The organism is Micromonospora sp. SCSIO 07396 (assembly GCF_053667945.1).
The window spans coordinates 2,907,632-2,933,431 of the sequence record NZ_CM132210.1 but is presented as its reverse complement, the minus strand read 5'-3'; the positions used below and the strand labels follow the sequence as shown (position 1 = coordinate 2,933,431).

General features: G+C 72.4%; 21 protein-coding genes. 9 read left to right on the top strand and 12 right to left on the bottom strand.

The window, feature by feature from the left end; translation table 11 throughout:
* The first annotated feature begins 14 nt into the window (after positions 1-14).
* The 7 genes from ACWCHM_RS12535 to ACWCHM_RS12505 all read left to right on the top strand — a co-directional run bounded on the left by ACWCHM_RS12535 (position 15) and on the right by ACWCHM_RS12505 (position 8,820).
* Positions 15-725, top strand: a complete 711-nt coding sequence (locus ACWCHM_RS12535; protein WP_454222520.1) for a siderophore-interacting protein — start codon at positions 15-17, stop codon at positions 723-725.
* Positions 722-1,966 carry an MFS transporter gene (locus tag ACWCHM_RS12530; protein WP_204959923.1) on the top strand — a complete coding sequence of 415 codons (1,245 nt, stop codon included), beginning with the start codon at positions 722-724 and terminating at the stop codon, positions 1,964-1,966. Before ACWCHM_RS12535 ends, ACWCHM_RS12530 begins: the two co-directional genes overlap by 4 nt.
* A gap of 145 nt (positions 1,967-2,111) precedes the next feature.
* Positions 2,112-3,641 (top strand): pyridoxal phosphate-dependent decarboxylase family protein, encoded by a 1,530-nt coding sequence (locus ACWCHM_RS12525; protein WP_454222519.1) that lies wholly within the window; start codon positions 2,112-2,114, stop codon positions 3,639-3,641.
* A gap of 46 nt (positions 3,642-3,687) precedes the next feature.
* Positions 3,688-4,980: a lysine N(6)-hydroxylase/L-ornithine N(5)-oxygenase family protein gene (locus ACWCHM_RS12520; protein ID WP_454222518.1), complete on the top strand. Its 1,293-nt coding sequence runs from the start codon at positions 3,688-3,690 to the stop codon at positions 4,978-4,980.
* Positions 4,977-5,552: a GNAT family N-acetyltransferase gene (locus ACWCHM_RS12515; RefSeq protein ID WP_454222517.1), complete on the top strand. Its 576-nt coding sequence runs from the start codon at positions 4,977-4,979 to the stop codon at positions 5,550-5,552. The genes ACWCHM_RS12520 and ACWCHM_RS12515 overlap by 4 nt, the downstream gene beginning before the upstream one ends.
* Positions 5,549-7,333 carry an IucA/IucC family protein gene (locus tag ACWCHM_RS12510; RefSeq protein ID WP_421488433.1) on the top strand — a complete coding sequence of 595 codons (1,785 nt, stop codon included), beginning with the start codon at positions 5,549-5,551 and terminating at the stop codon, positions 7,331-7,333. Before ACWCHM_RS12515 ends, ACWCHM_RS12510 begins: the two co-directional genes overlap by 4 nt.
* Positions 7,330-8,820, top strand: a complete 1,491-nt coding sequence (locus ACWCHM_RS12505; RefSeq protein WP_204959913.1) for an MFS transporter — start codon at positions 7,330-7,332, stop codon at positions 8,818-8,820. Before ACWCHM_RS12510 ends, ACWCHM_RS12505 begins: the two co-directional genes overlap by 4 nt.
* A 13-nt stretch (positions 8,821-8,833) precedes the next feature.
* Here the strand turns inward: ACWCHM_RS12505 and ACWCHM_RS12500 are convergent, their stop codons facing one another.
* Genes ACWCHM_RS12500 through ACWCHM_RS12475 form a run of 6 tightly spaced genes read right to left on the bottom strand, consistent with a single transcriptional unit; the run spans position 8,834 to position 14,900 of the window.
* Positions 8,834-9,823: an STM4011 family radical SAM protein gene (locus ACWCHM_RS12500; RefSeq protein WP_281897736.1), complete on the bottom strand. Its 990-nt coding sequence runs from the start codon at positions 9,821-9,823 to the stop codon at positions 8,834-8,836.
* On the bottom strand, positions 9,820-11,145 hold the full coding sequence (locus ACWCHM_RS12495; RefSeq protein ID WP_454222516.1) for an STM4012 family radical SAM protein: 1,326 nt from the start codon (positions 11,143-11,145) through the stop codon (positions 9,820-9,822). The genes ACWCHM_RS12500 and ACWCHM_RS12495 overlap by 4 nt, the downstream gene beginning before the upstream one ends.
* Entirely contained in the window at positions 11,142-11,945 is an 804-nt protein-coding gene (locus ACWCHM_RS12490) for an STM4013/SEN3800 family hydrolase (RefSeq protein WP_281897731.1), read from the bottom strand. The genes ACWCHM_RS12495 and ACWCHM_RS12490 overlap by 4 nt, the downstream gene beginning before the upstream one ends.
* A complete protein-coding gene (locus ACWCHM_RS12485) occupies positions 11,933-13,009 on the bottom strand; it encodes an STM4014 family protein (RefSeq protein WP_454222515.1) in 1,077 nt (358 codons plus the stop codon). Before ACWCHM_RS12485 ends, ACWCHM_RS12490 begins: the two co-directional genes overlap by 13 nt.
* A 1-nt stretch (position 13,010) precedes the next feature.
* Positions 13,011-13,961 carry an STM4015 family protein gene (locus ACWCHM_RS12480; RefSeq protein ID WP_454222513.1) on the bottom strand — a complete coding sequence of 317 codons (951 nt, stop codon included), beginning with the start codon at positions 13,959-13,961 and terminating at the stop codon, positions 13,011-13,013.
* A gap of 6 nt (positions 13,962-13,967) precedes the next feature.
* On the bottom strand, positions 13,968-14,900 hold the full coding sequence (locus tag ACWCHM_RS12475) for an STM4015 family protein (RefSeq protein WP_281897725.1): 933 nt from the start codon (positions 14,898-14,900) through the stop codon (positions 13,968-13,970).
* Positions 14,901-15,102: 202 nt separating this feature from the next.
* Between ACWCHM_RS12475 and ACWCHM_RS12470 the strand changes: the two genes are divergently transcribed.
* Complete coding sequence (locus ACWCHM_RS12470) at positions 15,103-16,563, top strand: pectinesterase family protein (protein WP_454222512.1); 1,461 nt, start codon at positions 15,103-15,105, stop codon at positions 16,561-16,563.
* A 350-nt stretch (positions 16,564-16,913) separates the two neighbouring features.
* Complete coding sequence (locus tag ACWCHM_RS12465) at positions 16,914-19,106, top strand: carbohydrate-binding module family 20 domain-containing protein (RefSeq protein WP_454222511.1); 2,193 nt, start codon at positions 16,914-16,916, stop codon at positions 19,104-19,106.
* A 117-nt stretch (positions 19,107-19,223) separates the two neighbouring features.
* Here ACWCHM_RS12465 and ACWCHM_RS12460 read toward each other — a convergent pair whose 3' ends face one another.
* The 6 genes from ACWCHM_RS12460 to ACWCHM_RS12435 are packed head-to-tail and all read right to left on the bottom strand — an operon-like array spanning position 19,224 to position 25,577.
* Positions 19,224-19,844 (bottom strand): SET domain-containing protein, encoded by a 621-nt coding sequence (locus tag ACWCHM_RS12460; protein WP_372446002.1) that lies wholly within the window; start codon positions 19,842-19,844, stop codon positions 19,224-19,226.
* A gap of 2 nt (positions 19,845-19,846) precedes the next feature.
* Positions 19,847-21,121, bottom strand: a complete 1,275-nt coding sequence (locus ACWCHM_RS12455; RefSeq protein ID WP_421488426.1) for a preATP grasp domain-containing protein — start codon at positions 21,119-21,121, stop codon at positions 19,847-19,849.
* Entirely contained in the window at positions 21,114-21,848 is a 735-nt protein-coding gene (locus tag ACWCHM_RS12450; protein WP_421488425.1) for a class I SAM-dependent methyltransferase, read from the bottom strand. The genes ACWCHM_RS12455 and ACWCHM_RS12450 overlap by 8 nt, the downstream gene beginning before the upstream one ends.
* Positions 21,845-22,696 carry an alpha/beta fold hydrolase gene (locus ACWCHM_RS12445; RefSeq protein ID WP_421488424.1) on the bottom strand — a complete coding sequence of 284 codons (852 nt, stop codon included), beginning with the start codon at positions 22,694-22,696 and terminating at the stop codon, positions 21,845-21,847. Before ACWCHM_RS12445 ends, ACWCHM_RS12450 begins: the two co-directional genes overlap by 4 nt.
* Complete coding sequence (locus ACWCHM_RS12440; protein WP_204959888.1) at positions 22,693-23,952, bottom strand: MFS transporter; 1,260 nt, start codon at positions 23,950-23,952, stop codon at positions 22,693-22,695. The genes ACWCHM_RS12445 and ACWCHM_RS12440 overlap by 4 nt, the downstream gene beginning before the upstream one ends.
* The gene (locus ACWCHM_RS12435) at positions 23,949-25,577 is read right to left on the bottom strand and encodes a hypothetical protein (protein ID WP_421488423.1); all 1,629 of its coding nucleotides are present in this window, start codon (positions 25,575-25,577) and stop codon (positions 23,949-23,951) included. Before ACWCHM_RS12435 ends, ACWCHM_RS12440 begins: the two co-directional genes overlap by 4 nt.
* Positions 25,578-25,800: the final 223 nt, after the last annotated feature.

Genomic DNA, 25,800 nt, shown 5'->3' with positions numbered 1-25,800 from the left:
TACCTGGAGGGCGTGTGAAACGGAACTGGGAGGCCCTGGTGCTCAAGGCCATGGGCGGCCGGGACTTCCGGCTGACCGTGCGCGGCACCGAGCCGGTCGGCGAGCACTACCAGCGGCTGCTGATGGACGACGGCGGCCTGCTGGCGGCGGCCAAGGTGCACCCCACCATGTGGATCCGGCTCTGGTTCGACGACGCCGGCCGCCCGCACCAGCGGGCGTACACCCTGGTCGACCCGGACCCGGCAGCCGGCCGGTTCAGCCTCGAGTTCGCCCTGCACGACGGCTGTGCGGCCCGCTGGGCGGCCGGCGCGCAGGTCGGTGACACCATCGTGGCCACCCTCCAGGGCAGCGCCTTCGCTTTGCCCGACCCGGCCCCCGCGCACCTCTACCTGGTCGGTGACGCCGCCTCGCTGCCGGCGGTGAACAGCCTGCTCGACGCCGCCGCCGACATTCCCGCCACGGTCTGGCTGGAGTACGCCCACCCCGGGGAGCAGGCGCTCACCCCGCGCGCCGGGGACCAGCACCGGGTCACCTGGGTGCCGCGCGGGCAGGACGGGCAGCAGCTCGTCGACACCGTCCGGGCGGAACTGCCGGCCACCCCGGACGCCCACTACTGGCTGGCCTGCGAGGCGGGCAGCACCCGGACGCTCACCCGGCACGTGCGGCGCACCCTCGGCGTGGGCAAGCAGCAGCTCACCGCGCTGGGTTACTGGAGCGCGCGGTGACCGGACGCCTCGGCACGCTCACCACGCTCTACGTCACGCAGTACCTCGGCATCGGGTTCATCACCGTCGGGTTGACCGCCATCCTGCGTGACGGCGGCACCTCGCTGGACACCCTGGCCCTGCTCCAGTTCGTCGGCCTGGTCTGGCCGCTGAAGTTCCTCTGGGCCCCGCTGATCGACAGGTACGGCTCACGCCGGCTCGGGCACTACCGGTCCTGGCTGCTGCCGTTGCAGGCCGGTCTGGTGCTGACCCTGCTGGCGCTGCTGCCGTTCGCCGACCCGACCCGGCAGCTCGGCCCGGTGGTGGCGATCTGCGCCGCCTACGTCTTCCTCTCCGCCACCCAGGACATCGCCGTCGACGCGGTCGCCGTCCGGGTGCTGTCGGAGGGGACCCGGGGCGCCGGCAACGGCATCCAGGTCGCCGCGAGCTACCTGGGCAACCTGCTCGGCGGCGGCGCGTGCGTGCTGGTCTACGACCGGTTCGGCTGGCTGCCGGCGATCGGTCTGCTGGCCGCGTTGACCGCCGTCGGCCTGCTGGTGGTGTGGCGGCTGCGGGAACCGGACCGGGTGGCCCGGGTGGCCGGCGCCGGACAGGCGTACCGGGCGCTGCTGTCGGTGTTCGGGCAGCCCGGCTGCCGCTGGTGGACCTTCGGCGTGGTGCCGCTGGTCTACACCGGAGCCGGGGCGGCCTATGCCCTGGTCACCCCGGCGCTGGTCGACGCGGGCTGGTCGCTTTCCCGCATCGGCGTGGTCACCGGTGTGGTGATCAGCGCCCCGGCGATCGTCGCCGGGCTGCTCGCCGGGGTCGGGGTGGACCGGTTCGGCCGGGCACGGCTGCTCGTCGTCGGGGGAGCGGCCCTCGCGGTCTCCACCGTCATGCTGCTGCCGTTGCTGAACGGGCGGGCGCCGCTGGGGCCGACGGTGGCCGCGCTGTGCTGCTTCATGGCCGCCTACACGGTGGCCAACGTCGTGCTCTACGTGGTCAACATGGACTATTCCCGGCCGGGCACCGGGGGCACCGACTTCACCGTGCTGTCGTCGTTCGGGCTGATCTGTTCGTTCCTGGCGGCCTCGGTCGGGTTGGCCGCCGCCGGTCGGGTCGGGTATCCCGCCGTGGCGCTCGCCTCGGTGGTGCTGGTCGCCGTCGGCGTCCTGGTCGGGTTGGGCCACCAGCGCCGGTTCCGGGCCGGCACGATCCGGCCGGCCGAGCCGGCGGTTCCGGACGTCACCCCGGTCGGCTGAACCGGTGCTCGGGGGGCGGGGTGTCAGCATTGACAAGCATTTAGGTTAGGATAACCTAACTAGGCGAGATCAACTGGGCCGCCGGGACGACCTGACCCGCTCCCGTCCCGCCCGCGCCCCCGTCACCGACCGTCGAGGACTGCTCATGAGCCTGCCCGGATCCACAATCGAGGCCCCCGTGACCGGGACGCGTCCCACCCCACCCCGCGCCCACCTGTTCACCGCCGGCACCGTCGAGGACTACCGCCGGGCCGTCACCGAGGGCATCGACCGGGTCGCGGCCCGGGTGGCCGGCGTCGACCGGCCGGGCACCGGCATCACCCCCGACGAGATGGCCCCCCGCGTCGCCGGCATCGACCTGGACCGACCGCTCGGCGACACCACCGCCGCCCTCGACGAACTGCACGACGTCTACCTGCGCGACGCGGTCTACTTCCACCACCCCCGCTACCTGGCCCACCTCAACTGCCCGGTCGTCATCCCCGCCCTGCTCGGCGAGGCGGTGCTCAGCGCGGTCAACTCCTCCCTGGACACCTGGGACCAGAGCGCCGGCGGCACCCTGATCGAACGCCGGCTGGTCGACTGGACCGCCGGGCGGATCGGCTTCGGCCCGGCCGCCGACGGCATCTTCACCAGCGGCGGCACCCAGTCCAACCTCCAGGCGCTGCTGCTGGCCCGGGAGGAGGCGTACGCCCGGATCGTCGGCGGCGGCCCTGACCGGCCCAGCCGGCCCGAGGTGCTGTCCCGGCTGCGGATCATCACCTCCACCGCCGGGCACTTCAGCGTCCAGAAGGCCGCCAAGCTGCTCGGCCTCGCCGCCGACGCGGTGCTCACCATCGCCACCGACGCCGGCCGGCGGATGCGTACCGACGAACTGGCCGAGACCCTCGACCGGTGCCGCCGCGACGGCCAGACCGTGCTCGCCGTGGTCGCCACCGCCGGCACCACCGACTTCGGCACCATCGACCCGCTGGACCGGATCGCCGAGATCTGCACCGCCGCCGGGGTCTGGCTGCACGTCGACGCCGCGTACGGCTGCGGTCTGCTGGTCTCGCCCACCCGGCGGCACCTGCTGACCGGCATCGAACGGGCCGACTCGGTCACCGTCGACTACCACAAGTCGTTCTTCCAGCCGGTCAGCTCCAGCGCCCTGGTCGTCCGCGACCGGCGGGTACTGCGCCACGCCACCTGGCACGCCGACTACCTCAACCCGGCCCGGATGGTCGAGCGGCGCATCCCCAACCAGGTCGACAAGAGCCTGCAGACCACCCGCCGGTTCGACGCCCTCAAGCTCTGGCTCACCCTGCGCATCATGGGCCCCGACGCCATCGGCAGCCTCTTCGACGAGGTGGTCGACCTTGCCGCCGCCGCCTGGCGGCTGCTCGCCGACGACCCCCGCTTCGAGGTGGTCACCCGCTCACAGTTGAGCACGGTGGTGTTCCGCTACCTGCCCCCCGGTGCCGGCCGCGACGTCGTCGACGACGCCAACCTGTACGCCCGGGAGGCGCTGGCCGCCTCCGGCGCGGCGCTGGTCGCCGGCACCAAGGTCGACGGTGCCCACCACCTCAAACTCACCCTGCTCAACCCCGAGACCACCCTGGACGACATCGCCCACGTGTGCGACCTGATCGCCGAACACGCCGGCTGGTACGCCCGCACCCGCGCCACCGCCTAGCTGCCCAGCCCCGTCGGCTGACCACCCCGCCCTGGAGAAAACCCCTGTGTCGACCCACGACTTCATCGCCGTCGGGCTGGGCCCGTACAACCTCGGGCTGGCCTGCCTGACCGCGCCGCTCGACGACCTCGACGGGCTGTTCCTCGAAGCCCGCGACGAGTTCGACTGGCACCCCGGCATGCTGCTGGACGCCACCCGGTTGCAGACGCCGTTCATCGCCGACCTGGTCACCCTGGCCGACCCGACCTCGCCGTACTCCTTCCTGAACCACCTCAAGGAGGTCGGCCGGCTCTACCCGTTCTACATCCGGGAGAGCTTCTTCCCGCTGCGCCACGAGTACAACGAGTACTGCCGCTGGGCGGCGGCGAAGCTGTCCTCGGTGCGCTTCGGCCACCGGGTCACCTCGGTCGAGTACGACCCCGCCGACGAGCGGTACGTGGTGCACGCCGTGGTGAACGGCGAACCGGTCACCCACCGGGCCCGGCACCTGGTGCTGGGCACCGGCACCCCGCCGTACGTCCCGGACGCCTGCCGGGACCTCGGCGGCGACGTCATCCACAACTCCCGCTACCGGGAGCACCGGGCGGCGCTGCGGGCCAAGCGCAGCATCACCGTCGTCGGCAGCGGCCAGAGCGCCGCCGAGATCTACCACGACCTGCTCACCGACCTCGGCACCCACGGCTACCAGCTCAACTGGGTCACCCGGTCGCCGCGCTTCTTCCCCCTCGAATACACCAAGCTCACCCTGGAGATGACCTCGCCGGACTACGTGGACTACTTCCACGCCCTGCCCGAGGTGACCCGTTACCGGCTGGAGGGCACCCAGAAGAGCCTGTTCAAGGGGATCAACGCCGACCTGATCAACGACATCTTCGACCTGCTCTACGCCCACCGGGTGCACGGGCCGGTGCCGACCCGGCTGCTGACCAACACCGAACTCACCAGCGTCCGCTACGACGGGGCCACCGGCCGCTACACCCTCGGGCTGCGCCAGATCGAACAGGAACGGGACCTCACCCTCGACACCGAGGGGCTGGTGCTGGCCACCGGCTACCACTACCGGGTGCCGCAGTTCCTCGACCCGATCCGCGACCGGCTGCGCTTCGACGCCCACGGCCGCTTCGACGTGGCCCGCAACTACAGCATCGACCACACCGGCCGGGAGGTGTTCCTGCAGAACGCCGGCACCCACACCCACAGCATCACCTCACCCGACCTGGGCATGGGCCCGTACCGCAACTCCTGGATCATCCGGGAGCTGACCGGACGCGAGCACTACCCGATCGAGCAGCGGATCGCCTTCCAGGAGTTCGGCGTCCCGGCCGGCGGCACCCGGTGACCCCCGTCGTGCACCGCCGGCACGACCCGGCCCTCGGCGAGTTCACCCTGCGCACCCTCGACCCGGAGGGCGATGCCGGGCTGCTGCACCGTTGGGTCACCCACCCGAAGTCGGCGTTCTGGCTGATGCAGGACGCCGACGTCGACCGGGTCGCCCGGGAGTACCGGGCGATCGCCGACCACCCGCACCACGACGCGTACCTCGGCTGCTGGCGCGGGGAACCGACGTTCCTGGCCGAACGCTACGACCCGGCCCGGGTCGAACTGGTCGGCCTCTATCCGCCGGTTGACGGCGACGTGGGCATGCACTTCCTCTGCGCCCCCACCGACCGGCCGGTGCACGGCTTCACCCGGGCCGTCATCACCACCGTGCTGGACTGGCTGTTCGCCGACCCGGCCACCCGACGGGTGGTCGTCGAACCCGACGTGCGCAACACCGCCGTGCACGCCCTCAACGCCGCCGTCGGCTTCACCGTCGTCGGACCGATCCGCAAACCGGAGAAGGACGCCCTGCTCAGCGTCTGCACCCGCGACCAGTTCCTGGCCGCCACCCGAGGAGACGTGCCCGCGTGAACCCCGCCGCATCCGTGGCCCACCTGACCCCCGCCACCTGGGCCCAGGCCAACCGGCTGCTCGTCGCCAAGGCGCTTGCCGAATTCGCCCACGAACGCCTGATCGAGCCCGCCGCCACCGGGGACGACCGGTGGGCCGTCCGTACCGACGACGGCACGGTCGAGTACCGCTTCACCGCCCGCCGGTTCACCCTCGACCACTGGCAGATCGACCCGGAGAGCATCACCCGGCGGCGCGGCGACGAGGACCTGCCGCTCGACGCCGTCGACCTCTGCCTCGAACTACGCGGCGCGCTCGGCCTCAGCGACCAGGTGCTCCCCGTCTACCTGGAGGAGATCACCTCCACTCTGGCCGGCACGGCGTTCAAGCTGACCCGGCCGGCGGTGGACGCCGACGAACTGGCCCGCGCCGACTTCCAGGCCATCGAGACCGGGATGACCGAGGGCCATCCGTGCTTCGTGGCCAACAACGGCCGGATCGGCTTCGGTATCGGCGAATACCACGCGTACGCCCCGGAGGCCGGCCGGCCGGTGCGGCTGGTCTGGGTCGCCGCGCACCGCGACCACGCCACCTTCAGCAGTGCCGCCGACCTCGACTACGCCACCCTGCTGCACACCGAACTCGGCCCGGACACCCTGGCCCGGTTCACCGCCACCCTGACCGACGCCGGCGTCGACCCCGACGACTACCTGCTCATCCCGGTACACCCGTGGCAGTGGTGGAACCGCCTCGCCGTCACCTTCGCCGGCGAGGTCGCCCGCCGACGGCTGGTCTGCCTCGGCGAGGCCCCCGACGAGTACCTGCCGCAGCAGTCCATCCGGACCTTCTTCAACGTCACCGAGCCGCGCCGGCACTACGTCAAGACCGCGCTGTCCGTGCTGAACATGGGCTTCCTGCGCGGCCTGTCGGCGGCCTACATGGAGGCCACCCCGGCGATCAACGACTGGCTTCTCGACCTGGTCACCGGCGACCCGGTGCTCGCCGGAACCGGGCTGACCATCCTGCGCGAGCGGGCCGCCGTCGGCTACCGCCACCCGCAGTACGAGGCGGCCACCGACCGCTACTCGCCGTACCGCAAGATGCTGGCGGCACTGTGGCGGGAGAGCCCGGTGCCCGGCCTGGCCCCCGGCCGGCGACTGTCCACCATGGCCGCCCTGCTGCACACCGACCGCGAGGGACGGTCGCTGGCCGCCGCCCTGATCACCGAGTCCGGCCTGCCCGCACGGCAGTGGCTGCGCCGCTACCTCGACGCCTACCTGGTGCCGCTGCTGCACAGCTTCTACGCGCACCGGCTGGCCTTCATGCCGCACGGCGAGAACGTCATCCTGGTGCTGCACGACGGCGTGGTGGAGCGGGTCATCTTCAAGGACATCGCCGAGGAGATCGTGGTGATGGACCCCGACGCCGACCTGCCACCGCTGGTGCGCCGGGTCCGCGCCGCCATCCCCGACGACGAGCAGCTGCTGACCATCTTCACCGACGTCTTCGACTGCTTCTTCCGCCACCTCAACGCCGTGCTGGCCGGGGCCGGGGTGCTCGACGAGGACGACTTCTGGCGTACCGTCGCCGACTGCGCGAGCGACTACGCCGCCCGGGTGCCGCACCTGGCCGACCGGCTGCGCCGGCACGACCTGTTCGCCCCGGAGTTCACCCTGTCCTGCCTCAACCGGCTGCAACTGCGCAACAACCAGCAGATGGTCGACCTCGCCGACCCGTCGGCGGCGCTCCAGTTCGCCGGCACCCTGACCAATCCGCTCGCCCGCTACGCCCCGCCCCGATGACCACCGCGCTGCCCGCCGCGCCCCCCGGCCCGGCGACGCCGCTGCGGTCGCGCTGGCTGATCCTGGCGGTGCTCTGCCTCGCCCAGCTGACCGTGGTGCTGGACAACACCGTGCTCACCGTGGCGGTGCCGGTGCTCACCACCGAACTGGACGCCAGCACCACCGACATCCAGTGGATGATCAACGCGTACGCGCTGGTGCAGTGCGGGCTGCTGCTCACCGCGGGCAGCGCCGCCGACCGCTACGGCCGCCGCCGGATGCTCGTCGCCGGCCTGGTGCTGTTCGGCGTCGGCTCGCTGGCCGCCGGGCTGGCCCGCTCCGGTGACCAGCTGATCGCCGCCCGCGCCGGCATGGGGGTCGGCGGGGCGCTGCTGGTCACCGCCACCCTCGCCGTCGCCATGCAGGTCTTCGACGGGGCCGAACGCTCCCGGGCGATCGGCATCTGGGCGGCCACCAGCGCTCTCGGCTACGCCGCCGGCCCGCCGATCGGCGGGATCATCCTCGCCCACCTGCCCTGGGGGGCGATCTTCCTGGTCAACGTGCCCATCGTGCTGGTCTGCCTGGTGGCCGGCCTGGCGTTGGTGCCGGAATCCCGCGACCCGGTCGGCGGCCGGCCCGACATCGGCGGGGTGCTGCTGTCCACCGCCGGCCTCACCGGCGTGGTCTGGGCCATCATCGACGGCCCCGAGCGCGGCTGGACCGCACCGCCGGTGCTCGGCGCGGCCGGTGTCGGCGTGCTGCTGCTGGCCGCGTTCGTCTGGTGGGAACGGCGGATCGCCGCTCCCATGCTGGACATGCACTTCTTCACCGACCGGCGGTTCGTCGGCGCGGTCACCGGCGTCGTCCTGATCACCTTCGGGTCCACCGGCGCGCTGTTCCTGCTCACCCAGGACCTCCAGTTCGTCCGCGGCTACCCGGCCTGGGAGGCGGGGCTACGGATGGTGCCGTTCGCACTGTCCATCGTGCTGCTCAACCTCGGCGGGGTCGCCACCCGCCTGATCCGCCGGCTCGGGGTGCCCGGGGCCATCGCGCTGGGCATGGTGCTGCTCTCCGCCGGCCTCACCCTGGTCACCCACGTCCGCACCGACGGCTACGCCGTGCTGCTGACCGGGTTGCTGGTGATGGGCTTCGGTTGCGCCCTGGCCAACCCGGCCATCGTGGAGGCGGTGATGAGTTCCATCCCCCCGGCCAAGGCCGGCGTCGGCGCCGGGATCGACGGCACCATGGCCGAGGTGGGCGGCAGCCTCGGCATCGCCGTACTCGGCGCGGTGCTCAACGCCCGGTTCGCCGCGCTCGCGCCGGTCGCGGTGGCCGGCGCCGGGTCGTACCCGGCCGCGCTGGCCGCCGCAGGCGATACCGAACGCGGTCGGGTCACCGACGCCTTCTCATCGGCGCTGGTCACCGGGCAGACCGCCGGGGCGGTGGCGGTCCTGGCCGGTGGGCTGCTCGCCGCCGGGCTGCTGCGCCGCGCCGAACGCACCCGCTGACCGGCCGGGCCACTCAGCGTTCGGGGCCCGGTGCCGGCCAGGCCGCCGGAATGCGCTCCAGCAGCCCACCGGCGAACACGTCGCGCAACCCGAGCGGCTTGAGGTGGACGTACCCGATGTGGCAGTCGCAGAGCGCGGCGTCGCACGCCCGGGGTTTCAGTGCGGCCCGCCACGACCCGTCGTAGAGGTTGCCGATCGGCGTGGGCCGGAAGTGGCAGCGGCGCACGGTGCCGTCGCCCGCGACGGAGATCGCTGTCTCCCCGGCGTGGCAGGGCCGGTCGAGCGACGGGTGCGGACGGACGCTCCAGCCGAACAGCGGGTCCAGCGCCGTCCAGGTCGCCTCCTGCCCGGCGGTGTAGTGGTGCCCGTCGGCGGCATTGACCCACAGGTACACCTCGCCGGGCAGGGCGGCGCGCAGTGCCCGCGCCTCGGCCAGGTGCTCGGGCAGGCCGACCACCCCCACCGAGTAGCGCACGCCCAGCTCGGACAGCCGGGCGCAGCGGGCGAGGAACCGCCCCCGGGTGACCTGCCCCGGGTGGTACGTCGTCCACAGCGCCGCCGTCGCCAGGTCGGCGTCGGCCAGCCAGTCCACCCGGGCGGCCAGGTTGGTCTGGATGACCACCCGGTCGACGTGCGGCAGGTGCGACAGCGTCACCATGGCGTCGCGGTACCAGCTGCGGGTCAGCCCCTCGCCCCACGGGGTGAACAGCACCGACAGCCGCCGGTCGGTGGTGGCCGCCACCCAGCCGGTGAACCGGTCCAGCGCCGCCCGGTCGGCGCGCAGCAGCTCCGGCGGGTCGATCCGCTTGGCGAACGGGCAGTACGGACAGTCGTAGTTGCAGCTCGCCAACGGCCCCCGGTAGAGCACCGCCAGCTCCATCCCGACGTCGGCACCCCCGGCACCCGAACAGCCCGGCTGCGCCGCCCGGGGCGTGACGGGGTGCAGCGGCAGCGCCGTGCGGGACGTGCCGGCGTGTGGCGGCAGCAGCGGCCGGCCGGTCACCGGGGCACGTACCCGGTCATCGCCTGCCGGACCCGGGCGGAGGTCAGCCACGGGCCGATCGCGTCGGAGCGGGCCAGCCCGGCCGGGGTGAGCCGCAGCCCGTCGGCGTCCGCCCAGCCCCGGTCGGCCAGGCGTCCCAGCTCGGGGAAGTCCTCGCCCGGCGGCCGGCCGAACCGGGCGGCGTAGGCCGTCGCGTCGACCCCCTCGGCGCGCAGCAGCGACTTGAGCAGCCACCGGCGGCGCTGCTCGGCGCCGTCGAGGGCGAACCCGAACTCGGCGTACCGGAAGTCGTCCGCCGGCCGGCCCAGGTAGTCGTCCAGCACCGCCCGGACCTGCGACACCGCGACCGCGTAGTCGAACGAGTAGTGCAGCGCGGTGGTGTAGGAGCGCGCCCCGCAGCCGAGGCCGACCATGCCGTCGTCCTGGCAGCAGTAGTCCGGCCCATCGGGGGCGGGCACGTCGGCCCGGCGGAACTGCCGCATCGACTCCTGCCGGTAGCCGGCCGCGCCGAGGACCTGCACCGCCTGCTCGTAGAGGGCCAGCCGGTGGGCGTCCCAGTCGGCCCGGCCGTGTGCCCGCCGACCCAGCCCGGTCAACGGCCGCACGTAGAGCGGGTAGAGGTAGAGCTCCTCCGGCCGCCAGGCCAGCGCCGCGTCCAGGCTCTCCTGCCAGGCCGCCGCCGTCTGCCCGTCGATGCCGTAGATCAGGTCGATGTTCAGCACCGGGACCGCCGCGGCCCGGATCGCGCCGAGCGCCGTCTCCACCTCCGCGCGACGCTGCGGCCGGCCGGCGGCCCGCGCCTCGACGTCGAGGAAGCTCTGCACGCCGATGCTCACCCGGTGCACCCCGTGCGCCGTCAGCACCGCCAGCCGGTCCGGCGTCGCGGTGGCCGGCGAGGTCTCCACCGCCAGCGGTACGCCCGGCAGCCGCGCCCCGGAGGTGCCGGTGACGATGTCGAACAGCTCGGTCAGCTCGTCGGCGGTCAGGTAGGTGGGGGTGCCCCCGCCGAACGCCACCCGGGCGTACCCGGCGTCGTCGCCGAGCGCGTCGGCGACCCGCCCGGCCTGTCGGCGCAGTTGCCGCAGGTAGGCCGTCACCTGCTCCTGCGGGGCGTTGGCCCGGGTGAACAGGTTGCAGAAGCCGCAGCGCATCTCGCAGAACGGCAGGTGCACGTAGAGGAAGAGCGCGTCGCGGGCCTCGGCCCGCCACACGTCGGCCAGCAGCGGCCGGGGCCGCAGCGCCCGGTAGGAGGTCTTGTGCGGGTACGCGTAGAGGTACTGCTGGTACGGCGAGCCGTCGAGGCCCGTGTCGGTGCTGGTCACCATTCCCCCGGTCGCAGAGTGAAGTGGGCGTACGGGACGGTCCAGACCACGTCGTGGCCGATCCGGTGGCCGGTGTGCCCGTCCTCGCCGTACGCCGTGCCGTGGTCGGAGCAGATGATCGTGAACACCGGCCGTCCCCGCCCGGTGAGCAGGGCGAACAGCCGGTCGACCCGGGAGTCGACGTACTCCAGGGCGGCAGCGTGGCTGTCCCGGCTGTCGTGCGCCGCGCCGGGCAGGTGGTGCCGGTTGGGTTGGTGCAGGGCGGCGACGTTGAGGAAGGTGAACACCGGCCGGTCGGCGGGCTGGCCGGGCAGCACCTCGGCCAGCCGGTCGAGCTGCGCGTCCAGGCAGGTGGGGGAGGTGACGCCGAACTCCGGTTCCCAGTGCGCCTCGGCGAACAGGTCCGGCAGCACCGACCCGAGCGGGCTGCGCCGGTTGAAGAAGCCCACCCCGCCCAGGCAGAGGGTGTGGTAACCGGCTGCGGCCAGCGCCGTCGGCAGGTCGGGGGCGTCGAAGACCCAGGTGTCGTCCCCGGCGGTCTCGCTGCCCGGGAACGCCGCCGCATAGAGCCGTTCGTGCCGGCCCGGCCCGACCGGGGTGGGCAGGAAACCGGCGAAGAAGGCGTGGTGTGCGGCGTAGGTGAAGCTGGCGGGGGAGTGCCGCCGGTCCCACCGCCCGCCCGGCAGCACCCGGGCCAGCCGGGGTGTCCGACCGGCCCCGGCCAACTCGTCGGCCACGTCGAAACGCAGCGTGTCCAGGGTGACCAGGCAGATGTCGTGACTGCCGATCAGCGTGCGCATCCGACCTCCTCCCGCCACCTGTCCCACCGGCCGCTGGTCAGCGCGTGCACCTGCTCGGCGTAGGTGTCCCGGCCGTCGGCCAGCACCCCGGGCAGCAGGTCGCCGAACGCGTTGACCTCGGCCACCGCGTGCCGCTGCCAGCCCACCAGGAACATCAGGTCGACCCCGACGTGCAGCGACCGGGGAAAGCAGGCCGCCGCCTGTTCGCAGGTCCGCATCGCCGCCGCCCAGGCCGTCGGGCCGGCCGCCGCCCGCAGCGCGTCCAGGTCGCCACGGGCGTTGCCCAGGTGCAGGTTGGTCAGCGGCCCCCGGGCGGCCCGGACCACGGCGTGGGTGGCCCGGCCGGCGACCACCACCACCCGCAGGTCGACCACCCGGTCGGCCAACCCGGCCTTGGGCAGCCACCGCTCCACGTGCAGGCCCTCCGGGGCGAGCCGGTCGACCAGGGCCGCGACGGTCGCCTCGTCGTCGTAGCGGCGCAGCCGCAGCGAGTTGAACAGCCCGTCCGGGGTCACCTCGATCGGGGTGACGGCCTGCACCCGGCGCGGCCCGACCGCGAGGGCGATCACGCCGGCCGCCGACGAGCCGTGCGCCGGCTTGACGAACACCCGGTGCCAGCCGGCCGCCGTCATCGCCGCCCGCAACTGCGGATAGCCGTCGACCGGCGGGAGCGCCGCCGGCACCGGCACCCCGGCGGCCGACAGCAGCGCGTGGCAGCGGCGCTTGTCGCACAGCGCCGCCACGTCGTCGGGGTGGTTGAGCAGCGTCGCGCCCCCGGCGGCCACCCGGCCCATCCCGGCCACCAGCCCGGCGTACGTGTCGGCCAGGCCGATCAGCTCCCCGTGCCGGGCGGGGGTGGCCGCGCCACGCAGCAGCCGGTCCACCTCGGCGTCCTCGCCGGGGGAGTCGACCCGGACCAGGGCGTCGGCGTCCGGCGGGGTCGCCCCGGTGAGCACCCGCGCCCAGGGCAGCACCGCCGGGTCGGGCAACCCCGCCTCGCGTACGGCCCGCCGGAACAGCGCGACCCGCCGGTTGTCGGGGTTGCCCACCACGGTCAGTCGCATGTCACTCCGACACCGCCGTGTAGCGGTAGGTCTCCCCGTCGTCCTCGTCCGGTTCCTGCGGTTCGGAGACGTCCACCTCGACGCCGGGCAACGCGGCGACCACCCGGTCGGCGGCCTCTTCGGACAGGTAGTGGTGGTGCAGGTCGAGGGCGGCCAGCTGGGTCAGCGGCTGCCCGGCGAGCAGCGCGGCCAGCCCGTCGTCGGACAGGGTGCCCAGCGACAGGTCGAGCCGCTCCAACCGGGGCACCACGGCGGCGGTGGCGAGCGCGGCGGCCAACTCGTCGGTGATGACGGAGTTGCGCAGCCCGAGCCGGCGCAGCGCCGGGAAGAGCTTGCCGGCCAGCAGCGCGTCCAGGTCGGCCACGGTGGTGTCGCCGCCGTAGTCGTCGGTACCCAGCCACAGGTCCAGGTGGTGCAGCGCGGGCAGCTCCGAGGCGAGCACCGCGGCGACGAACTCCCGGGACAGGCCGCCGCTCTGCACGGACAGCGTCCGCAGCCGCCCGTGCCGCACCGGGGAGAAGCTGAAGTCCTCACCGCCGCGTACCCGCAGCACCTCAAGCTGCGGGTAGGCCGTCAGCAACGGGCTGACGTCGCCGACCCGCATCCAGGAGACCTCGCACTCCTCGACGACCATGTCGCCGAGGAACAGGGCCCGCAGCCGAGGCAGCCGGGGAGCCGCCGCGCAGAGCTGGGCGATCGGGGCGTGGTGGAACGCCGCGTATCCCCAGGCCCCGACGACGAGCGCCTCGACCCGGTCACCGATCTGTTCGACGAACCTGTCGAACCGGTCCCGGAACTGCTCCGACAGGATGTCCTGCCGGGTGTCGCCGTCGAAGTGCCAGTCGGCGATCCGCCAGCAGACCGGACCGTCCACGGCGGGCGGCGGACCGTCGGCGGGGAACTCGACCACTGGCAGCCCGGCGAACGTCTGCGCGTGGGAACCGAACGTCATCGTCGCTCACTCCCCGACCGCGGTGAACCGGTAGACCGTGCCGTGGTATTCGTCGGGGGTCTGCGGGTCGTCCAGGTCGACCTGGACGCCGGGCAGCGCGTCGGTCAGCCGCTGTGCCACCTCGGGGGAGAGGAAGTGGTGGTGCAGGTCGAGGCGACGCAGGTGGGTCAGCGACTGCCCGGCCAGCAGCGCCTCGGCACCCGGGTCGGTGAGCACCCCCATCGACAGGTCGAGCACCTCCAGCCGGGACACCACCGGGGCGGTGGCCACCGCCTTCGCGACGTGGTCGGCGAACTCGGCGTTGCAGACCGCCAGGTGCCGCAGCGCGGGCAGCCGGTCGCCGGACAGGATGACGGCCAGGTCGTCGACGCCGGTGTCGCCGCCGTAGTCCTGCCGGCCGAGCCACAGGTCGAGCCGGCGCAGGGCGGGCAGGTCGCAGTCACCCACCGCGCGGGTCACCGCACCGGGCAGGCCGCCGGTCTGGAAGCCCAGCTCCCGCAGGCCGGTGTGGCGCACCGGTTGCAGGGTCAGCTCGTTGGCCCCGCGTACCCACAGGGTCTCCAGCTCCGGGTAGGCGGCCAGCAGCGGGGTGAGGTCGCCGTGGGTGAGCCAGGAGATCTCGCACTGCTCGCTGACCAGGTCGGCCAGGAACACCGCGCGCAGGGCGGTCCAGTCCTTCGCGGCGTCGGCCAGCAGGTCGACCGGGAGGGCCCGCTCGTACGCCGAGCCCCACTCCCCGATCACCAGGGCGCGGACCGCCTCGCCTGGCACCTCGGCCCGCAGCGCCGTGACCAGGCCGGCGAACTCCTCCGGCTCGGCCTCGAAGTCCTCGACCTCCAGCCGCCAGGCGACGGCCGACGGGTCGTCGGGCAGGGTCATCCCCGGTGTGAAGGCAACCACCGGCATTCCGGCGAACGACGACATGTGCGAACGGATCACGCCTACCTCCGGCTCACTGGTGTGACAGCGGCGCGACCGTAACAGGCCCGACCGACAGGATGATCAGCCGCCGGTTGGCCGGTCCGACCCGCGCCTACCGGGGGTGCCTGGCCGGTGACGCTTTACAGCGGAAGTCGGGTGTGCGAGGCTCAGGAAAGCGCTCCCACGGCTGTCCGTGTCGGATACCCCTGGGAGTTCGCTCGTGAGAAATCGCACCCGGCGGGCGGCGTCGATCGTCGCCACCGCCGTCACCACCACCCTCGTCGCCGGTGTCGTCACCGCCGTCTCGGCGCAGGCCGCCGCCGGCTGTCAGGTCACCTACCAGGTCGGCGCCCAGTGGGACGGCGGCTTCACCGCCGCCATCTCGATCAGGAACCTGGGCGACCCCGTCAACGGCTGGCGGCTCGGCTGGACCTTCCCGGCCGGGCAGACCATCACCAGCGCGTGGGGCTTCACCGCCAGCCCGGCCAGCGGCACCGTGGTCGCCACCAACCTCGACTACAACGCCGCCATCGTCACCGGTGGTGTCGTGGACGTCGGGTTCAACGGCACCTGGACCGGCAGCAACCCCGACCCGGCCGGCTTCACGCTCAACGGCACGGCCTGCACCGGGACGACCACCCCCACCACCGCCGCGCCGACCACCCCGCCACCGCCGACCACCCCGCCACCCACCACCCCGCCGCCGACGACGCCGCCACCCACCACGCCTCCGCCGCCGACCACCCCGCCGCCGACGACGCCGCCACCGACCAGCGGGACGCCGACTGTCGCCTCGGACGGCACCGGCAGGTACCGCACGGTCCAGGCCGCCATCGACGCGGTGCCGGCGAACAGTTCCAGCCGCACCACCATCACCATCAAGCCCGGCACCTACCGCGAGGTCGTCCGGGTGGCGTCGAACAAGACCAACGTCACCCTGCGGGGGCTCGGCTCGTCGCCGTCGAACGTCGTGCTCGTCTACAACAACTCGGCCGGCACCCGTAAGCCGGACGGCACCACCTACGGCACCTTCAACAGCGCGAGCATGTTCGTCGACGGGGCGAACTTCGTCGCCGAGAACCTGACCATCGCCAACGACTTCGTGGAGAACACCTCGGGGGTCGACCAGCAGGCGGTGGCGCTGCACCTGAACGCCGACCGGGCGGTGCTGCGCAACGTGCGGCTCCTCGGCGACCAGGACACCTTCCTGGTCAACGACAAGACCCGGGCGTACGTGGTGGGCTCCTACGTGGAGGGCACCGTCGACTTCATCTTCGGCGGCGGCACGATCGTCATCGACGGCAGTTCGCTCTACGAGAAGCGGTCGACCGGTGGACCGATCACCGCCGCCCGGACGGCGGCCAGCAAGACGTACGGGATGCTGATCTACCGGTCGACGATCACCGGGGCGACCAACAACACCACCCAGCTCGGTCGCCCGTGGGGGCCGGACGCCCAGGTCCTCTACCGGGAGTCGACGCTGAGTGCGACCCTGAAGACCGCCCAGCCCTGGACCGACATGTCCGGCAACGTGTGGCAGAACGCGCGGTTCCGCGAGTACCGCAACACCGGGCCCGGCGCCGGCACGAACGGCAACCGTCCGCAGCTCAGCGACGCGCAGGCGGCCACCTACACGCCGCAGCGCTACCTTGCCGGCAGCGACGGCTGGAACCCGATGTGAGCGCCCGGACGCCGGGACGCTGACCGGCGGTGATCCGCCGGCCCGGCCGTGCGCGTCGGTACCGACGCGCACGCCCGGGCCGGTCAGGAGACTGCCCGGGCGGGTACGCAGGACGCCGGGTTCCCGTCGCGACCTCGGGCTGACCTCCCCGACGCGGGGGGTGATGGCGACGCAGGGTGAGCCGGCCGCGCCGAAGGGTGCAAGGTCTTGCGGATCATTGCCGGCAGATGTCGAAAACTTTGCCGCAAGGTCTTGCAAAACCTTTCATCGATGCCGCATCGTCTTCTCCACCGGACGGCCGTCCACACCCACCAGTGCCTCTTCGACCCCCGGAAGCAGGTCCACTCCTGATGTCCACACCCCGCGTCCCCCGGGGAACCCGTCTGCGACGGGGCCTCCTCGCCCTCGCTGTCACCGCCTCCTCCCTCGCCGCGTTGAGCGCGCTGCCGGCCACCGCCCCCGCGACCGCCGCCACGGCCCTCAACGACAGCGAGGTCACCGCCAACCTCTGGGAATGGAACTGGCGCTCCGTCGCCGCCGCGTGCACCGACCACCTCGGCCCGGCCGGCTACGGCGCGGTCCAGGTCGCCCCGCCGCAGGAGTCGGTCAGCCTGCCGAGCAGCGCCGACGGCGTCCACCCGTGGTACGAGGTGTACCAGCCGGTCTCCTACCGGCTGGAGAGCCGGTTCGGCACCCGGCAGCAGTTCGCCGACATGGTCACCACCTGCCACAACGCCGGCGTACGGGTGTACGTCGACGCGGTGGTCAACCACATGGCCGGCGCCAACAACCCCGAGTCGGTCGTCGGGTACGCCGGCACCGACTTCTCCGGCCCCGGCTACAGCTTCCCGGCCGTGCCCTACGGCTCCGGCGACTTCCACCGCCCGGGTGACAACTGCCCGACCTCCGGTGCGATCAACGACTGGAACAACGAGGCCCAGGTGACCAGCTGCGAGCTGCTGTCCCTGACCGACCTCTACACCGAGAAGGACAGCGTCCGCACCAAGATCGCCGGGTTCCTCAACGACCTGGTCGGCCTCGGCGTCGACGGGTTCCGGGTGGACGCGGTCAAGCACGTCAAGAAGGACGACTTCGCCGCGATCCTCGGCAAGGTGCGCAACACCACCGCCGAGAACAAGCGTCCGTACGTCGCCCAGGAGATCTTCGACGGGGCCAGCAACGACGCCCTCAAGGCCCGCGCCTTCATCGGCAACGGCGACGTGCTCGACTTCGGGTACGCCAAGGGCCTGAAGTCGGCGTTCCAGGGCTCGATCGCCAACCTGGCCAACGTCGGGAGCTGGAACCTCGACGCGCCGGGCGCCAACGTGTTCGCCATGGTCACCAACCACGACCTGGAGCGCGACGGGGTGGTGCTGTCCTACCGCGACGGCAGCGACTACGTCCTGGCCAACTACTTCGCGTTGGCCTACCCGCACGGCAAGCCGTCGGTCTACGACAGCTTCACCTGGTCCAACCGTAACCAGTCGCCGCCCGCCGACGGCAACGGGTACGTCACCGACACCGTCTGCGGCAACAGCTGGAACTGCCTGACCCGGTCCACCGGGATCAAGGGCATGGTCGGCTGGGCGAACACCGCGAAGTCGGTCAAGACCGTCTCCGACTTCACCGTGGTCAACAGCAACGTCATCGGCTTCCACCGGGGCGACCGGGCCTGGATCGGGATCAACGACTCCGGGTCCGCCAGCACCGCCACCTTCACCACCGGCCTGGCCGACGGGTCGTACTGCGACGTGATCTCCGGGGCGCGCGGCACGTCCGGCTGCACCGGCACCACGGTGACCGTCAACGGCGGCCGGGCCACCGTGCAGATCCCCGCCAACGGCGCGGTGGCGCTGCACGTCAACGCGAAGGGCGGCCCGGCGACCACGCCCACCGCCACCCCGACACCCACGGCCAGCGCCACGCCGACGCCGACCGCGCCGGCCGGCACGGTCGCCACCACCTTCACCGTCACCGCGTCCCTCGCCGGTGGTCAGGACGCCTACGTCGTCGGCAGTGTGCCGGCGCTGGGTTCCTGGGCTCCGGCCGCCGCGGTCAAGCTGACCGCGCTGGGCGGGGGGACGTACCGGGCGGTGGTCAACCTGCCGGCGGCCACGGCGGTGGAGTTCAAGTTCCTCAAGAAGACCACCGCCGGCGTGGTGACCTGGGAGTCGGGGAGCAACCGGACGTTGACCACACCGGGCAGCGGCACCGCGTCGGTCACCGACACCTTCCGGGGTGACCCGGCCGGCACCCAGGGGGCGTCGTTCGCCGTCACCGCCACCACCTCGTACGGGCAGAATGTCTTCGTGGTGGGCAGCGTCGCGGCGCTGGGCTCGTGGAACCCGGCCAACGCGGTGGCGCTCTCCTCGGCGGCGTACCCGTCGTGGCGGGCCACGGTCGCCCTGCCGGCGAACACCACGTTCGAGTACAAGTACCTCAAGAAGAACCCTGACGGCACAGTGACCTGGGAGTCCGGTGGCAACCGCAGCGCCACCGTCGGGTCGGGCGGCTCGTGGAGCACCAACGACACCTGGCGGTGACGCCCCGGCGGCGGCCGGTCCCCTCGTGGGGCCGGCCGCCGCGTCGTGCGGCGGACCCGACCGTCGGACTTCCCGCGCGTCCTGCCGGTCCACCGGCCGCAGGGTCAGCCGCTGCGGTTACGAGCGCATCGCCAGGAATCCCGGCCGTACGATCGAGTGGCCCGATGACGCCTGGCCGAGCGAGGTCACCCCGGCCAGGACACGACGCCAGGTCTCGCTCCACGTCTCCAGCAGCGGGCCGAGAGGCTGCGGCACGGTGGACGCCGACCGCAGCGCCTCGTCGATCTGCTCGGTCCATCGTCGGCGCAGGTCCGTGCGTGTGTAGTCGGCGACCGCGACGACTTCCCGGCAGTCGGGCGTGCCGCAGTCGCAGCGCATCGACCAGCCCTCGTCGGCGAAGAAGGTCGAATAGTCACAGGTGACCTCGGTGTCCACGGGAATGTCGGCGACCGCTATCCCGAAGTCCAGGCCGAAGTCGAGGACGTTCGCCGCGCAGGAGTGGTTCATCATGGCCGCGCCCGCGCACGGCACCAGCAGCGAACCGTCCCCGAGCAGGTGCCCCCAGGTGTCCAGCCGCCGGTCGACGTCGGCGGGGAGCAGCGTGCGCTGCGCCGGCGTCCAGGTCGGACAGTTGACGCAGGGGAACCACACCACCGTCCCCGCCGGAATCTCCACCGTCGAGCGCAGACCGACGTGGTGCGTCGTGCTCGCATGCGGCTGTATGCCTCCGTGCAGCACGGTCAGCCCAACTCGAGGATGTTGTTGAGTTGCTTCTCGATCCGGCCGACGTGGTCGTGGTCGGCGCCGACGATCAGGAACCGCCACTTGCGGTCCAGCGCCCGGGTGTCGGCGGTCAGCACCACGCCGGTGCCGTCGGTGAAGGCGATGCCCGCCGACTGGAGGGCCTTGACCGCCTGGGCGAAGCTCAGTTCCCGCGAGCCGACGCGTGAGTCGGCGAGCCACACCACCTGCCGGTCGTCCGGGACGAGCCGGCGCACCAGGAACTCCAGGTAGGTGGTGCCGGTGCGACGTACGTTCGTCTCGGTGACGAACAGCCGGCCGGCCGAGGTGATCGCGTCGAGGTCGAACGGGCCACGGTAACCCGCGGCGTGCAGTCGGGCGCCCCAGGCCAGGCCGTGCGCAGACAGCTCGTCGAGGTGACCGGTCCACCGGGACGGCGGGGTGAGCTGCCCGCTGAAGCTGCCGTTCGGCGTGTTCATCTGCCCGGTGTGCACCACCACCGGGCCGTCCTGGGCCGACCACATCTCGACGGTGAGCACCTCGTCCACCTGCAGCAGCTCCTCCACCAGCCACCCCTCCGGTTGCCCGGCCAGCGACCGGAGCTGCGCGTCGAGCAGGTCGTCCAGCTCGGGGCGCTGGTGGGGATGGACGAACAGCAGCCCGAAGCCGTTGGAGCTGCGGTCGAGCTTGACCACGGCGCCCTTGCCGGCACCGAGGAGGCGGTCGAGCGCCGCGCGCAGCTCCGTCCGGTCGGCGCAGAACACCCCCGGCACGGTGGGAATGTGCAACCGCTCGGCCAGGTCGTGGAACCCGGACTTGGTGTTGAGCCGGTAGGCGGTCTCCACCGCCGCGTCCGGCACGCCGTCGGCGTAACCGTCCACGTCGAGACCGAGTTCGGCGAAGAGCTCCAGCGTCGGGCGGTCGAGTGCGAACGGCAGGCCACGCACGCCCGGCCGCGTGGCCAGCAGCCCACGTAGCGACTCCACCAGGTCGAGGTCGCGCAGCCGGTGGGCCAGGGGGCGCAGCGGGGTCGAGTCAGCGACCAGCAGCTCCACGTCACCGGGCTGTAGGCCGAGCGTCTCGTGGGCGTACTCCCAGAACTGCCGGGGTGGCTCCACGGGGAGAACCACGACGTCACCGGGTCGGGTGAGCCAGATCTTCCGCGGTGACACGGCGATCAGGGCACGGGCGTGCCGTTCGTCGGGCACCCGCACCATGAGTTCGTTGACCAGGTTGGCGAACAGGCACAGTGGATACGACCGGGTCTCAGCCATCGCGCCCGCTCCGCTGCTTGGTGCCGCCGTATATGGCGTGGCCCGCCTTCATCCAGTAGACGTCCACGTCGGTGAAGCCCACGTCATCGAGCCAGCGGAGATGGTCGGGCAGCGGGGACGGCTTGTCCAGCTCGTCCGGGTACTCGAAGCAGCTCCACTCGAGAGCGTGGAACGCCCGGTAGGGCTCGTCGCCCAGGCCGGTGCGGTCGGCGTTGTCCCGCACCCACTCGTCCCACATCCGGCGGGCCAGTTCCCGGGAGCGGGGGCCGACCGGTTCGACGAGGTCGGCGATCACGAGCGAGCCGCCGGGGGCGAGCATGTCGTACACGTCCCGGTAGAGCTGCTGCTTCTCCTTCCCGGTGAGGTGGTGGACGGCCAACGACGACACCACCGCCGCGGGCGCGACGTCGCGCCGTCGCCAGTCGGGGGCGCCCAGCTCGAATCGCTCGACGCCGAACCTGTCGCCGAACCCGGCCAGTTCCCGGGACGCTTCGGTGAGCATCGCGTCGCTGGCGTCGAGACCCACCACGCGGCAGGCGGGGTGGTCGACCAGGAGCCGACGGCTGAGCGCGCCGGGCCCACTGCACAGGTCCAGCGCCACACCGTCACCGAGCGGACCCACCATCGCACTGATGACGGCCATCTGCTCGGCACGGTCGGGGACGAAGTGTTCGGCGAAGCGGATGAACGACGCGGAATCGTCCTCGCTCCACAGCGCGGTTGTCATGCTGGGCCTTTCTCGTGTTCGATCAGAAACGTGGTGACCAGGTCGGTGATGTGGTCGATGCGGTCGACGTGGCACATGTGTCCACAGCGGTCGAGAATCCCCGTCCGCACGTTCGGGCCGCACCCGGCGAGCCGGGCCAGATGCGCAGGCCCGGCCCAACCGTCGAGGTCCCCGGCGAGGGCCAGCACGGGGCAGTCGACCCGGGCCAGGTCGGCGGTGACCGCGTCGAGGTCGGGGAAGACGTGTTCCTCGAAGTAGCGCATGGCGTGCAGGTTGACCGGCTGCTCGGCGACCCGGGCCTGCCACCGCCTGGCGTGCGCGGTCATCGGGGCCACCCACAGCGGGATGATGGCGGCGATGAACCGGCCCAGGTCGCGTTCCGGTGGGTACCCGTCGCCCTGCTCGGCCAGTGCCTGCCGGGCCGCTGCGCACTCCGGTTCCGCCGCCCGCGCGGCCTGTAGCGCCTCCGCTTCGGCCTCGGCGCGGTCGCCGCCGTAGGCGGGGGTGCCGAGCAGGACGAGCGTGCGGACCAGGTCGGGACGCGCGGCGGCGACCCGGGTCGCCACCACGCCCCCGTGGGAGTGGCCGAGCAGATGCACCGGTGCGTCGCCGCACGCCTCGATCCACGCGACGGCGTCGGCGACGTACTCGTCCACCGAGTAGGCGTCCGGGCGCGTCGGCCGGGGGCTGCTGCCGGTGCCGCGCGGATGCAGCAGCGCGACCTCGTGGCGGTCGGCGAGCGTGTAGACCGCGTCGAGGTAGTCCGGATGCATTCCGGGGCCGCCCGGGTGGCAGACCAGCAGCGGTCCGTCGCCCCGCCGGGACGCGGCGAGCGGGACCGGCTTCACCATGCCTCCCGCCCGGCCGCCTCCCGGGGGATGACCAGGGCACCCCACAGCGCCGCGAGGAGCGCGAAGCCCGCCGCGACCGCGTACGCGAGCGCCCCGGAACGCTCGACCAGAACGCCGCCGAGTGCGGTGCCGACCGGGAACCCGATCAGGTTGATGCTGATGGAGACCGTCATGACCCGGCCCAGCCGCGCGGGATCGGTCCGCCGTTGCCGCAGCGACAGCACGCTCACGTTGAGGGCGCCCTCCAGCAGACCGAATAGCGCCAGCCCGACCGCCAGGGTGGCGAGCATCGCGATGGCGCCCAGCGGGTAGACCGCGAAGGCGGAGAGCACCGTGGTGACGATCAGCAGCAGCCGTTCCCGACCGGCCCGCAGCAGTTTGCCCGCGGTCAGCGCACCGACCGCACCACACAGACCCACCAGGCTCCAGAGCGCGCCGGCGTACTGCTCGGTGGGTCCTGCGCCGTCGACCCGCTGGGCCACCGAGACCGGCACCGCCACGACGAGGACCCCGAAGGTGACCTGGTAGCAGGAGTAGGACAGGGCGAGCCCGCGCAGGGTGGGGTTGCGGACGAGGTAGGTGATGCCTTCCCACGCCTCGCGCAGCAGGTGCCGGCGTTCCGGCCGGGGCGGCTCAGCCGCTGACCCCCGGAGCAGCAGCAGGCTCAGCGCGGCCAGCACGTACATCGCGACCACCAGGACCAGCGCCGGGTCGGGGCCGATCAGCGCGATCACGGCACCACCGACCAGCGGACCGACGACCTCGATGACCGAGTAGGTGCTGAGGTCCAGCGCGTTGGCCTTGTCGTAGGCGTCGTCGGGCACGAACCGGGGGAACAGCGTCCGGATCCCGCCCGCGCTGAGCGGGCTGGTCAGCGAGTACAGACCCAGCAGGGTCAGCAGCACGGCGGGGGTGAGCCAGTCACCCACGGAGGCCAGCGCGATCAGGCCGATGAGGAGGGCGCTGACGAGGTTGTCCAGGATGACCGCGCGGGCGGCGCCCACCCGGTCGAGCAGCGCGCCGGCCATCGGGCTGACCAGGAAGCCGGGCAGGGTCAGGAAGAACCCGCTCAACCCGGCCAGGACCGGGGAACGGAACTGCGCGAGCACGTAGAGCACGACGACGAACAACAGCATCTCGGACGCCAGCCGGGACAACGAGGCCGACAGCAGGAGCTGAGGCACGTTGCGGGTGGTGAGCACCTGCCGGTAGGTCATCGGTGGTGCCGGCGTCAGCACGGGGTCGGCCGTCATTGCGGGGATGCTCCGGCCAGCAGACCGGCGGCGAGCGGGTACGGGCGCATCCGCTGCCAGCCGCGCGACTCGTACCACGTCTTGTCGAACCCGCCGACCGGTCGTACCGGGAACGCGTCGCGCTCCACGCCGTCGGCCAGGGTGCGCCACAGCACGTCGACGAGTGAGCAGTGCTCGACGGCCGTCCGCAGTTCCGACATCGTGTACGCCGGCCCTTCCATACGCACCAGTCTGATGTCGTAACAACCACGGTATCCGTGCCCGAATATCTCGAACGGCGGTCGCCACACCTGCGCGCCGGGGGCCCGAATCGAGAACCGGACCCGGGAGGCCACATGCCCGCCGTGGTGGTGTTCCGCGTGCTCGGCGATGTCGGGCACCTGCGGCGGAAAGAAGTAGTGGCGTTGCTGCGGTATCACCGCACGGTCGAACTCGCCGGGCGCGAAGTGCCAACGGTTGTACATCATCCGTTGCGCGGCACGCCACAGGATGGGCACCGTCTCTTCCTCGGTGGCGAGCGGACGCATTCGGGTGGGATGTGGCAGGCAGCAGCAGAAGAAGTTGGCTTTCTTCAACGCCAGCGTGCCGTCCGGGGCACCCGGCCGGGCGCCGCGCAGGCGGGCCAGATCGCGCACGGCGCTGCTCATTCCGTAGTCCGAGTCGGTCGCCGTGACCGCGGACAGGACGATCGCGCCCAGCAGTTCCCCGATCGCGCCGCCGTCGTCGGCGTCCGGCCCGGCACTCGCCGCGTCCAGGGCCGCTGCGGCCATGGTCATCGCCCGGAGGTCGGCGCGGACGTCGCCGGACAGGGACACCGCGAGGTTGACCCGGCCGTGCTCCGCCACCAGCTCGGGCACCGTCGCCGGATCGCGCGGCAACGGGATGTCCGCCAGGTACTCGTTCTTGACGAAGGTCAGCCCGTTGATGCGGCGGTAGCGCATCCACGGTGAGTGGTCGACCTCCACCATCAGGGCCCGCACCCGTTCGGCGAGCTCCGTCAGGGACAGCCGGTGCAGGTCGGACGGCTCGTGACCCGTTGCCGTGCAGTAGGTGGCATAGCGGTCGGTGAGGTAGTCGCGTAGCGCGGTCGCCGAGAGCTGCCGGGCGTTGAACTCCTCGAACCGGACCGACCGGCCACTGGTGAACAGGCAGTGCGCGGCGACCACGAACAGCCGGTCGGCGCTGCGCCACTGCTCGGGCGGCCGGTTGCGTAGTTTCTCCAGCAGCGCGTCGCGGGTCAACGTGTTGGAGCCCGCGTCGGACTTGGAGAAGACCTCCCGCCCGACGAGCACGTACACCGTCTCGACCCGTTCCACCCGGTCGGCCAGCTCGACCAGTCGACGGTCGAGTTCTCCGGTGGCGACCCAGTCACGCAGGACGGCATCGACGGCGAGGAGTTCGGCGTCCTCCCGGGCCTGCCGCACCCGGGTCTCCTCGGCCGCCATCTCCAGCACCTCGGGGGGTAGCCGCAACCAGCCCAGCGTCTCGGCGTGCTCGGGCGGCTCCTCCTCGGCGGGCCAGAAGGCGAGTCCGGACAGCACCGCCGTGGTGACCCGGACCGACGGGCCGGTGGTCGGCCGCTCGTGCACGACCTCGACGTCGGGGCGACCGAGGACCTGCTGCACGAGAATCGATTCCCACAAGGTCAGCCGTGAACAGGCCAGCCGGAATGACAGTCGCCCCCCGTTGGTGAGTTTATCCAATAGCCAGTGAGAAGCTTCGTGGGCAGGCGACATCGCGGACGCCACGGCATTCACAGTCACGAACCACCTTCATGAAGTGCGGCCTGGGAGTTGTGCTCCCGAGGACCGAAGTCATGGCCAGTCACTGCCGTGAATGTACACCAAC

Excerpts from the sequence above, each read along its gene's own strand:
- ACWCHM_RS12525 (WP_454222519.1), top strand. The coding sequence starts at position 2,112 with ATGAGCCTGCCCGGATCCACAATCGAGGCCCCCGTGACCGGGACGCGT.
- ACWCHM_RS12505 (WP_204959913.1), top strand. The coding sequence starts at position 7,330 with ATGACCACCGCGCTGCCCGCCGCGCCCCCCGGCCCGGCGACGCCGCTG.
- ACWCHM_RS12490 (WP_281897731.1), bottom strand. The coding sequence starts at position 11,945 with ATGCGCACGCTGATCGGCAGTCACGACATCTGCCTGGTCACCCTGGAC.
- ACWCHM_RS12485 (WP_454222515.1), bottom strand. The coding sequence starts at position 13,009 with ATGCGACTGACCGTGGTGGGCAACCCCGACAACCGGCGGGTCGCGCTG.
- ACWCHM_RS12480 (WP_454222513.1), bottom strand. The coding sequence starts at position 13,961 with ATGACGTTCGGTTCCCACGCGCAGACGTTCGCCGGGCTGCCAGTGGTC.
- ACWCHM_RS12465 (WP_454222511.1), top strand. The coding sequence starts at position 16,914 with ATGTCCACACCCCGCGTCCCCCGGGGAACCCGTCTGCGACGGGGCCTC.
- ACWCHM_RS12455 (WP_421488426.1), bottom strand. The coding sequence starts at position 21,121 with ATGGCTGAGACCCGGTCGTATCCACTGTGCCTGTTCGCCAACCTGGTC.
- ACWCHM_RS12450 (WP_421488425.1), bottom strand. The coding sequence starts at position 21,848 with ATGACAACCGCGCTGTGGAGCGAGGACGATTCCGCGTCGTTCATCCGC.
- ACWCHM_RS12440 (WP_204959888.1), bottom strand. The coding sequence starts at position 23,952 with ATGACGGCCGACCCCGTGCTGACGCCGGCACCACCGATGACCTACCGG.